This window comes from Nocardia sp. 348MFTsu5.1 (assembly GCF_000383535.1).
GTDB classification, from domain to species: domain Bacteria; phylum Actinomycetota; class Actinomycetes; order Mycobacteriales; family Mycobacteriaceae; genus Williamsia; species Williamsia faeni.
In genome coordinates this window covers 368,773-381,118 of record NZ_KB911510.1, presented here as the reverse complement: position 1 = coordinate 381,118, position 12,346 = coordinate 368,773, and the positions used below count along the sequence as shown (strand labels likewise).

Here is a 12,346-nt window from a genome sequence, read left to right as displayed (position 1 = left end):
GCAAATGGTGGAATCCGGTGCCGCCCAATACCCGGACAAGCCGGCGATCATCGACCCCGACAGCCGGATCACCTACCGCGAACTCGACGTTTCCACCCGTGAGCTGGCCGCGGGATTCATCGAGGCCGGCGTCGGCAAAGGCTCCCGTGTCGGGGTGATCATGCCCAACAGCGCCCGATGGGTGCAGGTTGCGGTCTCACTCACCCGCATCGGCGCCGTCCTGGTTCCGCTGAGCACCCTGTTGTCACCACGGGAACTGTTGGCACAGTGCGATGTTGCCTCGATCGAGTTCCTGGTGAGTGTGCGCGAGTTCCGCGGACACCGGTATCTCGACGATCTGCAGGCCTCGTTGCAAGTCGACGCCCTGACCGATCCGGTCATCTACCATCCGGTTCTCCCCTCCTTGCGCCGCATCTGGACCGATGACGGTCTGCCTCGGAGTGCGGACAACGCATCGATGGGTGAGATCGTGGACGCACTCGCTGCCACCGTGCATCCCGACGACCCGCTGATCATCACCTTCACCTCGGGCAGCAGCGGAATACCCAAGGGCGTGATGCACTCTCATGCCAGCGCGCTCGGTGCCGTCGCGTCCGGCCTCGCTGATCGCTGCATCACCGCCGACACCCGCCTCTATGTTCCGATGCCGTTCTTCTGGGTGGGTGGTTTCGGAAGCGGCATCCTCTCGACGCTGGTGGCCGGCGCAACGCTGGTGACCGAACAGATCCCCCGGCCAGAGACCACCCTGCGTCTCATCGAGCGTGAACGGGTGACGCTGTTTCGAGGCTGGCCCGATCAAGCCGAGACGCTTGCTCGGCACCAGCACAGTGTCGGGGCCGACCTGTCCTCCCTGGTTGTCGGCAGTCTTGATGCCCTGCTACCCACCGACCAACGGGCAACACCCGGTGCGCGCGCCCGACTGTTCGGGATGACGGAGACCTTCGGGCCTTACTGCGGATACCCCGCGGACACCGACATGCCCCGATCTGCCTGGGGTAGCTGTGGAAAACCGTTCTCCGGCATGGAGGTCCGGATCGTTTCCGGCGATGGTGTGGCGCCCACCGGATCCACCGGGGAGATCCAGGTCCGCGGGCCACACGTCCTGCAAGGGATCTGCCGGCGCAGCCGTGGCGACATCTTCACCGCCGACGGCTTCTATCCCACCGGCGACCTCGGACATCTGGACGAGGACGGATTCCTGTTCTACCACGGCCGATCCGACGACATGTTCAAGGTCAGCGGCGCGTCCGTGTATCCCAGCGAGGTGGAGAAGGCGCTGCGCGGCATCGCCGGCATCCAGGCCGCGTACGTCACCGACGTGCCGGTCGGGGGCGCGCAGCAAGTCGGCGCAGCGGTCGTCTGCGACACCGCCACCGTCACCGTCGAAACGCTGCGTGGCGCCGCATCAGCAATGCTGAGTTCGTTCAAGGTGCCCACCGTCTGGCTGCTGGTCGATTCGGACGACGACATCCCCCGCGGAGGCACCGGTAAGGTCCCGGCCCCACAACTACGTCAACTGCTGTCAGCCAGTACTGATCTGACGTTCTGAATCTCTGAGAGGCTTCACTATGACCTACACGAAATCCATTGGTGAGCTGTTCGACGAGATCGGGTTTCGGCGGACCGCCGTCGACGGCGCCGCGATGGCGTGGGAGCTGCCCGTCGCACCCCATGTGATCAACACTGCTGGAGGCCTCCAGGGCGGCTTGCTGGCCACGTTGGTCGACATCGTCGCCGGGCGCCTTGCCCTCGATGTCTGCGAGGACGGCAGTGTGGTGACCTCCGACATGCACCTGCGGTATCTGCGACCGGTGACCGCCGGAGCCGCCCAGGCGACGGCCCGTATTGTGCACGCCGGCAAGCGCTCCGTGATCATCGACGTCGAGATCACGTCCCAGTCGGCAGGTGAACTCGCCGCCATCGCCACCATCAACTTTGTCAGGGTCCGGGGTACATCGCCCTTGGCGGCACTCGACGCTGCGGCATCGCGGCAGCCTCAGTTCGGGTGAACACGATGACTGGTACCGAAACAGACCCCGGTGCGCGGTTCGCCGCCGAGCTCGACGATCGACTGGCCGGATACGGTGATGCGCCGTTCATCGAGTTCGACGGGCAGTGGTACTCCGGCAACAGCATTGCCCGCTACCGGGAGCTGATCGACAACGCACTAGCCGAGGCGGGTGTCGGGGCAGACGAGTCCGTCGGCATCGTCGTCCGCAACCGGGTACCCCACGCCGCCGCGATCTTCCAGTTCATCACCGCCCGCCGGCCGATGGCGATGATCTACTCCTACCAATCCGAGAACTCCATCGCCCGCGACATCGAAACCCTGCGTCCCGCGGCGGTCGTTGTCGATCGCCAGGACTGGACCGACGCTGTTTCTGCCGCGTGCGGGCGGATCGGTGCCGCGACGGTTGTCCTGTCGCTGACCGAGCCCATCGTCGAACTCGCAGTGTCGCGTGAGCGCAAGACCCCCGATAACGACGGGACGTTCGATCTACCGGGACTCCACATCCTGACCAGCGGGACCACCGGTCCACCCAAGCGTCTCCCGTTGCCGACCAAAGCACTCCAGCACACGGTGCTGAGCATGACCATCGGCCAGACGGCAACCCCCGACGATCCACCGGAACTTGTGTATTGGCCCTTCGGGAGCATCGGAATCTGCCAGTTGCTGGCGGCTCCGTTTCTCCAGAAACGCATGGTGCTGCTCGAGAAGTTCAACGTCGAGGGGTGGGTGCGGGCGATTCGCACCCACCACATCACGCGGACCGGTGTGCAGCCGGCGATCCTGCGCATGGTTCTCGATGCCGGTGTCCCGCCCGAAGACCTCTCAACGTTGCAGTACCTGCCGGGTGGGTCCGGACCACTCGACCCCGAACTACGCGAGAGATTCGAGAAGACCTACGACGTCATTCTGCTATGGGGTTACGGGGCAACCGAATTCGCCGGCTCGGTCTGCACATGGACGCCGGATCTGTATCGGGAATTCGGTGAGTCCAAACCCGGCAGTGTGGGTCGTCCGTTGCCCGGTGTCGAGGTGCGGATCATCGATCCCGACACCGGTGTCGAAGCGCCCGTCGACGCGCAGGGTCGCCTCGAAGCCAGGTCAGAGGTTCTCGACAACCGTTGGGTGGCAACCACCGACATCGCATCGGTCGATGCCGACGGATTCGTGACCATCCACGGTCGCGGTGACGGTGCCATCAACAGGGGTGGATTCAAGATCCTGCCCGAAACAGTGCGGGGCGTCCTCCTCGGACATCCGTCGGTGCTCGACGCCGCGGTGGTCGGCGTCGAAGACCGATTGCTGGGCCACGTGCCGTTTGCCGCGGTCGAAGTCCGGGCCGGACAGCCGTCGCCCACCGAGGATTCGTTGAAAGACCTTGTGCGCGAGACACTACCGAGCCATCACGTTCCGGTCGCCATCACGGTTGTCGACGAGCTACCCCGCAATGCCGCCCTCAAGGTGAAAGTGAACGAGGTCGCCGCGCTCTACCCCGGATTCAGGGGCTGTTAGATTTCTTTCATGTTCTCCAAGCGCCTTGCCATGTCCATCGCGACGTTGTCCTCACTGCTGCTGCTCGCCGCCTGCGGTTCCGAGGACGACTCGTCCGACTCCACCGCAACCGCGGACGCTGTCGCGTCCTGCCCCACCGCGGAGCCGGCAGACGATGTGGCACCGGAATGGAGTGTGGACGGCATCACCGGTTCCGTGGAGGTCACCGGCTCGACCGACACAGCTGCACCGAAGGTGACTGTGACAACACCATTCTCGGTGGACACGACCGAGGTTTCGACCCTGACCGAAGGACGAGGTGAAGTAGTGGCCGAAACCGCCGAGGTGTCGGTCTGCTACATGGGCGTGAACGGCCGCGACGGCACCGTATTCGACAGCAGCTACGAACGCGGAGCCCCTGTCGAGTTCCCACTCACGGGTGTCGTCACGGGCTTCCAGAAGGCCATCGCCGGACAGAAGGTCGGTTCCACCGTCGCCGTGGCGATGACCCCCGACGACGGATACGGCGCGAGCGGAAACCCGGCAGCCGACATCGAGGGAACCGACACCCTCATCTTCGCCATCAAGATCCTCGAAGTCGTCTGATCCCGACAGCACCGCAACAGCGGTAAACCGCCGAGCGTGCCGTCGTTACCGTTGAGCGTGCCGAAAGTGATTGCGCACCAGCATTTTCGGCACACTCAACGGTGATTTCGGCACGGTCGGCGGTTGTATCGGCACGCTCGGCGGTTGCTCAGGTCGTTCCACTGCCGGCACCGTTCTGACGGGCTATGCAGTCTTTAGTGAACGACGTCGAAAACCTGCTTGGTGATGCCGTTGCCGTATGCCTCGTGTTCGACCAGCTTCAGCTTGGTGGTGTCTTTGTCGGCGTCGCTGAACAACCGCTTGCCCGCACCGAGCAGTAACGGGAACACCAGCAGGTGATAGCGGTCGACGAGTCCGGCGTCGGCCAGGCTCCGGCCGAGGGTCGCGCTGCCGTGCACGGCGATCGGCCCACCCTCGGTGTCCTTCAGCGCTGCCACATCGTCCACCGACCGCAGGATTGTCGCGGGCCAGCGCGCGTCGTCCGTTTCCAGGGTCGTCGACACCACATACCGGGGCATCGCGTTGTACTCGGCGAATTCGTTCATCGTGGGCCACACCGGGGCAAACGCCTCGTAGGAGGTCCGGCCGAGTAGCAGTGCCGCTGTCTCTTGCTGTTCCCGGCCCTTGATCTCGTACGCGGCCGGATCGAACTCGACATCCTTGAATGTCCATCCGGAATTGCGGTAACCGGCCTCCCCGCCCGGAGCCTCCATGACTCCATCCAGCGAGACAAAAGCCGTGACGATCAGAGTGCGCATAACGAATCTCCTTGAAGGGTCGCCGCCTCGGCCCGCTGCCGAAGTGGTCTCATACTCACGTCGAATAGACCTCGCCGATATCGACAATTACAAACCACCAAAATCATCGGGCGCTAGCCGGTCTACGCTCCCAGTTCGGCGAACAGCGCCTCGTTGAAACCGAAGGCCCGCACCGCTTCATCGAGCGTCCGCAGTAGCTGAGCGCAGCCTGTCCATCGTCGTGCCCGTGGCGACAGGTGTTTCCGTCATCGCGTCGTCTCCCTCAGTTGGGTACCAGTGATACCACCAGGCCGCGATGGTCGGCGCCGGCGATCCCAAAAGTGCCCAGTTCCACTGCGGTGAACCCACGAGAAACCACGTGATCGATTCCGATCACCGGCGGATAGCTGCGCCCGGCCGGATACGTCAACTTCCATCCGGCCCCCGACTGTTCGGTGGCGTCGGCGTAACCGTTCTCCAGCAGATCGCGGAACTGCTTGTGATCCCAGGTCGAATTGAAATCGCCGCTGACGATCACCCGATCGGTCGCGGTGGAATGGATGATCACACCCAAACGCTCCATCTCCTGGACCCAGCGCCACGGTTCGTACGGATAGGGCGGAATCGGATGCACGGCGAACACCGTGGTGTTGGCAGCCCCCGGCAGGTCGACCTCGGCGCGCAGATTGTTGAGCCCGAAGTCGTTGAGTTCCGCGGTGTTTCGCAATGGATACCGGCTGAAGATCCCGGTGCCCACGCCACCTTCGCCGGGGACGACGAACTCGTACGGCAACAGACTCCGCAAGTCGGTCTTCTCGATCCGGTCGAGCGCTTCGGGTGTCAGCTCTTCAACCGTGAGCAGATGCGCCTTATCGGCCCGCACCTTCGCCACGAGCTCATCGACGTTGGCCTCACCGAGCGCGATGTTGGACTGGACAACCACGATGCGTTCGCCTGACGGTGCATCCGCGGCGACGAACAACGGTGCCTGCGTCCAGATTCCGACCCCCAGCAGGACCACGGTCAACGCAGCGGTGAGCCAGCGCCGGGTCACGGCGAGGATGATGATCGCCGGAATTCCCGCCAGCAGAAGCCACGGCACGGCACTGGCGACCGCCGTGGAAACGCGGCCCTTACCGGGATAGAAGTGCAGCCAGATCGCCGCGATCACGGCGCCGAGCAGCGCCCAACCCAGAAGCACGGCGACCAGGTACAGAATCTTGAAGGCAGGACCACGTCCGGCGAGACGTTCCGAGGTCCGTATCACCCGCCGAAGACCTTCAGTACGACAGCCTTTGCCCGGCGCGTGACCCGCAAATAGTGGTCCAGGAACACCCCGGAGTCGACATCGTGCCAACCGGCGGCAAAAGCGACCGCGCGCAACGCCTTTCCCGGTCCGGGAAGTTGATCCACAGCTTTTCCGCGGACCAGTACCAGCGCGTTGCGCGCCTTGGTGGCGGTCAGCCAGGCATCTTTGAGGAGCCGGACATCGTCTTCGGCCAGCAGTTCGGCCGACCCGATCGCATCAAGACATTGCAGGGTCGACGTGTTGTGCAGCGCCGGGATCCGGTGCGCGTGCCGCAACTGCAGCAGCTGCACAGTCCACTCGACGTCCGCGAGTCCGCCGCGGCCCAACTTGGTGTGGGTCGCCGGATCGGCACCTCGCGGCAGACGCTCTGCGTCGACGCGTGCCTTGATTCGGCGGATCTCCCGCACCGCGTCCGACGAGACGCCACCGGACGGGTAACGGATTTTGTCGGCCATGTGCAGAAAGTCCATACCGAGTTCTTCATCGCCGGCCGCCGGGTGTGCGCGCAACAGGGCCTGAACCTCCCATGGCTGCGCCCACTGCTCGTAATACGCCGCGTAGGCGGCGAGCGTGCGGACGACCGGTCCGTTGCGTCCCTCCGGACGCAAACCGGTGTCGACCTCGAGCGGTGGATCGGCACTGGGGGTTCCGAGCAGGGAACGCACCTTGTCGGCGATGGTATTCGCCCATCGCACGGCGCCGGCGTCGTCGACGCCTTCCTCCGGTTGGCAGACGAAGAGCACGTCGGCATCAGATCCGTAGCCGAGTTCGCCGCCGCCGAGCCGTCCCATACCGATGACCGCTATCCGGGCAGGTGCCGGCGAACCACGCTCTGCGACAGAGGCACTCACCACCACCTGCAATGCGGCATTGAGCACACCGGCCCACACCAGCGACAGCGCCCGGCAGACCTGGGGGACGTCGAGCATGCCGAGGAGGTCGGCCGACGCGATCCGGGCCAGCTCTCCGCGGCGATGGGAACGAGCCACCGAGATCGCCGATTTGAGATCACGCTGGCGAACGGTCGACGCCACCATCCCGGCGACGACATCCTCTGAGTCGACCTCGATCAGCTTGGGGCCCTTCACACCGTCGACATACAGGCGGATCACGTCGGGCGACCGCATCAGCAGCTCCGCCGCGTACGCCGAGGTCCCGAGCACAGTCATCAGCCGCTCGGCGACAACACCTTCGTCGCGGAGCAGTCGCAGGAACCAGTCCCGGTCGTCGGCCGCGTCGCACAACCGCCGGTAGTTCAGCAGGCCGGCATCGGGATCCGGTGTGCGGCTGAGCCATTCGAGCAATGTGGGTAGGAGGAGTTCCTGGATCTGACCCTTACGGCCGGGCGCCGAGACCAGCGCTTTGAGGTGCCCGAGAGCATTCTCCGGCTTGCCGTAGCCCAAGGCACCGAGCCGCCGAATCGCCGAATCGTCCGATAGCCGCAACTCGTCCTTCTCGAAACGGGTGACCGCTTCGAGCAACGGACGATAGAAGATCTTCTCGTGCAACCTGCGCACCCGGTGGGATTGCCGTCGGATCTCCTCGCGCAACGTTCCCCCGGCATCGAGGTCACCTTCAGGACGAATGTGTGCGGCGCGGGCCAGCCACCGCATGGCCTCGCGGTCGTCGAACTCGGGCAACGTGTGGGTCCGCTTGAGCCGCTGCAGCTGCAGGCAATGTTCGAGCAGCCGCAGAAACTCGTAGGAGGCAATGAGATTGGCGCCGTCATCACGGCCGACATAGCCACCGTCACGCAACACCGTCAGTGCTTCCACGGTGCTCCTGACCCGCAGCGACTCATCAACGCGTCCATGCACCATCTGCAACAACTGGACGGCGAACTCCACATCGCGCAATCCGCCGCGGCCGAGTTTGATCTCCCGCACCCGCAGGTCCTCGGGTAGCTGCTCCTCCACCCGTCGGCGCATCGCCTGCACATCGACGACAAAGGCCTCGCGTTCCGATGCTTCCCAGACCATCGGGCTGACGGCGTCCACGTAGGCGCGCCCCAACTCCATGTCACCGGTCATCGGACGCGCCTTGAGCAAGGCCTGGAACTCCCAGGTCTTCGCCCAGCGCCGGTAATAGGTCAGATGCGAATCGAGGGTACGGGTCAGCGCACCGGCCTTGCCTTCGGGACGCAGCGCGGCGTCGACCTCGAAGAATGCCAGCGAGCCCACCCGCATCATCTCGCCGGCGATCCGACTGCTCTGACCGTCGGCCGGCTCGCTGACGAAGATGACATCGACGTCGCTGACGTAGTTCAGTTCCCGGGCACCACATTTGCCCATCGCGACGACGGCCAGCCGGGACTTCAAGGGTTTGTCGCCACACACGTCGGCGATGGCCACCGCGAGCGCCGCCGTCAGAGCCGCGTCGGCGAGGTCGGCGAGGAACGCGCCGACGTCGCGAAATCGCAGAACCGGTTCGTCCTCGACAGTCGGCGCGAGGTCTCGGGCCGCCAGTTGCACCAGCAGATTGCGGTAGGCCAGACGCAGCGCGACAACGGCCTTCGGTCCGGTGAGTTCGGCACGGAACAGCAGGTTGCCGTCGTCGGCCCCGGTTCCGCGATCGTTGTAGCCCGGCTCGGGCTGCGCTCCCACCGATTCGAGCATCAGACGCCTGACCTCATCGGCATCCGGGAGCGGGTTGCAGGTCAGCAGGCGCCAGGTTTCCGGCTCGGCGACGAGATGATCGCCGAGTGCGGTCGATGAACCGAGGACCGCAAACAAGCGGCCGCGGAAACTACGGTCGGTGCGTAGCAGTCGATCGATCTCGGGCCATTCCGGCCCGACTGCACTCCGCAGACGCACCAGGGCACGCAACGCGATGTCGGCACTGGGCGCTCGCGACAGCGACCACAACAGGTCGATGGTTGCTTCGTCATACCAACCGAGTGTGGCCAGGTCGGCAGTGGCTGTTCGCTCGAGCAGACCCAGCCGTCCGACGCTTGGAACTCGAGATCTGGACGCAGGTGGTGTCACAGTCGTAAACCGTACTGGTCGGTGTACCGGACACACCATGAGCCTGCCCGGAGCCCCGGACCGGGCCTACAGCGACAGGTAATTCTGCAGTTCAAACGGCGTGACCTGACTGCGATAGTTGGTCCACTCGGCCCACTTGTTCCGCAAGAAGTACTCGAAAACGTGCTCTCCGACGGCCTCTGCGACCAGTTCGGACTTCTCCATCTTCGTCAGCGCCTCGGCCAGCGAGCCCGGCAGCTCCTTGTAGCCCATGGCCCGACGCTCGGCGGAAGTCAACGAGAACACGTCGTCCTCGGCATGCTCCGGCAGCTCGTAGCCCTCCTTGATGCCCTTGAGACCGGCCGCGAGCAGCACCGCGAAGGTCAGGTACGGGTTGCAGGCCGAGTCGGGGCTGCGAACCTCGATACGTCGCGACGACGCCTTGTTCGGCGTGTACAGCGGCAGCCGGATGAGTGCTGAACGGTTGGCCGCACCCCAGCTCGCCGCGGTGGGTGCTTCACCGCCGTGGATGAGCCGCTTGTAGCTGTTGACCCACTGGTTGGTGATGGCGCTGAGCTCGTCGGCGTGATGCAGGATGCCGGCGATGAACTGCTTACCGGTCTCCGATAGCTGCATCGGGTCGTCGGGATTGTGAAAGGCGTTGGTGTCGCCCTCGAACAGGCTCATGTGCGTGTGCATCGCCGAGCCGGCGTGTTGCGAGAACGGCTTGGGCATGAACGTGGCCCACACGTTTTCCGAGATCGCGACCTGTTTGACGACGTACCGGAACGTCATCACGTTGTCAGCCATCGACAGGGCGTCCGCGTACCGCAGATCGATCTCCTGCTGCCCGGGCGCGCCCTCGTGATGCGAGAACTCGACCGAGATACCCATCGACTCCAGGGCGTCGATGGCGTGCCGGCGGAAGTTGGGCGCGGAATCATGCACGGACTGGTCGAAGTAACCGCCGTTGTCGGCGGGCACCGGGACCGAGCCGTCGAGCAACGGCGGGTTCTTCAGCAGGAAGAACTCGATCTCGGGGTGGACGTAGCAGCTGAATCCCTGATCCGCGGCCTTGTTCAGCTGCCGACGCAACACATGCCGCGAATCAGCCCAGGACGGCTCGCCGTCGGGCATGACGATGTCGCAGAACATCCGGGCCGAATGATGACGGCCGGCGCTGGTGGTCCACGGCAGGATCTGGAACGTGGAGGGGTCGGGCTTGGCGATGGTGTCGGCTTCCGACACCCGCGAGAACCCCTCGATCGCCGAGCCGTCGAAGCCGATGCCCTCGGCAAATGCACCTTCGAGCTCGGCGGGCGCAATGGCAACCGACTTCAGATAACCCAGTACGTCGGTGAACCAGAGGCGAACAAAGCGAATGTCGCGCTCTTCGAGTGTTCGGAGCACGAATTCTTTTTGGCGATCCATGACAAACGAGCCTAGGAGCGCCCTGTTAAATGCGTGTTACAGACGCGCATCATCCAGAATATCCTGGGAATTTCGCGCCACATTCTCAGCATGTGAGGCCTTCATCCGGCAATGTGAGATCGACGAAATACGCGATGACGGCATCGTCAACACAATCATCGCCCTCCAAGGACGCCGTGTGTTGGTCACCCTCGAAAGTGATGAGCCTGGCATCCAACGATTTCGCCAGTGCGACACCGGCTTCGTACGGCGTCGCCGGATCATTGGTCGTGGATATTACAACCGTCGTCGGGAGTCCCTGCACGTCAAGCACGTGCGGTGCACTCGTGGGCGGAACCGGCCAGAACGCACATTCGTCCCGGACACCCACTCCGGTGCCGCGACCGTCGTCGGCAAACGGAGCCGCCCGGCGCCCTTCGGTGTCGAGCCGGTCGAGTGTCGCCTGATCGGTGATCGGTGGGTCGTCGACGCACCGCACCGCGGTGAAGGCGTCGTTCATGTTTTCGTAGTGCCCATTGGTGTCGCGCCCCTCGTACATGTCGGCGAGTCGGAGCAGGGTGTCGCCGTTTCCGCGGATCAGCTGGGCCAGTCCCTCGTGCAGCGGTTCCCACAGCCCCTCGGAGTACAGGGCCTGGACGGTCCCGGTGATCGCGTCCTCATAGGTCAGAGAACGGCCGACCCCGGTCGGCGCCGGCCGGTCGATCAGCGGCCGGGTGAGTTCCTGGAAACGCTTCGTCGCCTGCGACGGATCATCCCCCAGCGGACACTCGCCACCGGCTGCACAATCCGCGGCGAAGGCGTCGAAGACCGACTGGAAGCCGGCCATCTGTTCGACGGTGTCCTCCACCGGATCTGCTGCCGGATCAACCGCCCCATCGTTGACCATCGCCCTGACGTTGGCCGGGAATTCCTCGGCATAGGTCGCCCCGATCCGGGTGCCGTAGGAATAGCCGAGATAGTTGAGCTTGTCGTCGCCGAGCGCCGCCCGCAGCACGTCGAGGTCTTTGACCACATCGGCGGTCCCGACATGGGCGAGGTATTCCGTACCCATCCGCTGCTCACACTTGTCGGCTGTGTCCTCGGCTTCCTGTTCCTGTTTCGCGATGCCCGCCGGGGTCATGTCGGCCAGCGTCACCGCCCGCAGCTCGTCGCGTTCGGCATCTGTGAGACAACGGATTTCGGGTGTCGACTTGCCGATCCCGCGGGGGTCGAAGCCGATCAAGTCGAATCGGTCCCCGAGTTCGGTTTCGGAGAAGTCGGCGCCGCGCCCGGCCATGAACTCCACGCCCGACCCGCCCGGACCACCTGGATTCATCAGCAACGAACCGATCTTGTCACCCTTCGCCCGCACCCGCAGCACCGCAAGCTGGGCGGACTCTCCGTCGGGGTTGTCGTAGTCGATGGGGACCGTGACGGTCGTACAGTCCGTCCGGTCCTCGGGATATCCGTACGACTTCTGATCGGCGTAGTCGTCGCAGGATTCCCAGTGGAGTTGCTGGCCGTAGAAGCGGTCGAGCGACGGCGTGGGGGCGGAACCCGAACTGAAGGTCGCGGGCTGTGCCGATCCGTCGAGACTCGTACTGCAGCCGGCGACGGCCAGGACCGTCACCGCGATGGCGGTCACACCGCGCAGGATTCGTCGCCCACTGCGGGTTCGCCTCGTCACCAGGCACATCGTGCCACGGCGACGGATCACCCCGGCGGACGTATTGTGACAAATTGCACACCACCAGGCGTTTCCCTGGTTGACACGCAGTGCAACACTGGTGGGGTCATCCACCAACCCGGGTACCTGCGGATG

The 12,346-nt window shown here is 64.6% G+C and carries 9 protein-coding genes; 4 read left to right on the top strand and 5 right to left on the bottom strand.

Going from position 1 to position 12,346, the window contains the following annotated elements:
* The first annotated feature begins 4 nt into the window (after nucleotides 1–4).
* Genes H290_RS0105100 through H290_RS0105085 form a run of 4 tightly spaced genes read left to right on the top strand, consistent with a single transcriptional unit; the run spans nucleotide 5 to nucleotide 4,105 of the window.
* A complete protein-coding gene (locus H290_RS0105100; RefSeq protein ID WP_036518219.1) occupies nucleotides 5–1,549 on the top strand; it encodes a class I adenylate-forming enzyme family protein in 1,545 nt (514 codons plus the stop codon).
* Between the two features lie 19 nt (nucleotides 1,550–1,568).
* Nucleotides 1,569–2,009: a PaaI family thioesterase gene (locus H290_RS0105095; protein ID WP_020105691.1), complete on the top strand. Its 441-nt coding sequence runs from the start codon at nucleotides 1,569–1,571 to the stop codon at nucleotides 2,007–2,009.
* A 5-nt stretch (nucleotides 2,010–2,014) separates the two neighbouring features.
* Nucleotides 2,015–3,520, top strand: coding sequence for a class I adenylate-forming enzyme family protein (locus H290_RS0105090; RefSeq protein WP_051121899.1), 1,506 nt, complete (start codon nucleotides 2,015–2,017; stop codon nucleotides 3,518–3,520).
* Nucleotides 3,521–3,529: 9 nt separating this feature from the next.
* On the top strand, nucleotides 3,530–4,105 hold the full coding sequence (locus tag H290_RS0105085; protein ID WP_020105689.1) for an FKBP-type peptidyl-prolyl cis-trans isomerase: 576 nt from the start codon (nucleotides 3,530–3,532) through the stop codon (nucleotides 4,103–4,105).
* A gap of 194 nt (nucleotides 4,106–4,299) precedes the next feature.
* Here the strand turns inward: H290_RS0105085 and H290_RS0105080 are convergent, their stop codons facing one another.
* From H290_RS0105080 to H290_RS0105060, 5 genes are all read right to left on the bottom strand, one after another.
* Nucleotides 4,300–4,863 carry a dihydrofolate reductase family protein gene (locus H290_RS0105080; protein ID WP_020105688.1) on the bottom strand — a complete coding sequence of 188 codons (564 nt, stop codon included), beginning with the start codon at nucleotides 4,861–4,863 and terminating at the stop codon, nucleotides 4,300–4,302.
* A 262-nt stretch (nucleotides 4,864–5,125) separates the two neighbouring features.
* Nucleotides 5,126–6,109 carry an endonuclease/exonuclease/phosphatase family protein gene (locus tag H290_RS0105075; RefSeq protein WP_020105687.1) on the bottom strand — a complete coding sequence of 328 codons (984 nt, stop codon included), beginning with the start codon at nucleotides 6,107–6,109 and terminating at the stop codon, nucleotides 5,126–5,128.
* Entirely contained in the window at nucleotides 6,106–9,174 is a 3,069-nt protein-coding gene (locus tag H290_RS0105070; protein WP_081631488.1) for a bifunctional [glutamine synthetase] adenylyltransferase/[glutamine synthetase]-adenylyl-L-tyrosine phosphorylase, read from the bottom strand. Before H290_RS0105070 ends, H290_RS0105075 begins: the two co-directional genes overlap by 4 nt.
* A gap of 27 nt (nucleotides 9,175–9,201) precedes the next feature.
* Nucleotides 9,202–10,545 carry a glutamine synthetase family protein gene (locus tag H290_RS0105065; protein WP_020105685.1) on the bottom strand — a complete coding sequence of 448 codons (1,344 nt, stop codon included), beginning with the start codon at nucleotides 10,543–10,545 and terminating at the stop codon, nucleotides 9,202–9,204.
* Nucleotides 10,546–10,630: 85 nt separating this feature from the next.
* A complete protein-coding gene (locus tag H290_RS0105060) occupies nucleotides 10,631–12,211 on the bottom strand; it encodes an alpha/beta hydrolase (RefSeq protein ID WP_231373502.1) in 1,581 nt (526 codons plus the stop codon).
* Nucleotides 12,212–12,346 lie beyond the last annotated feature (135 nt).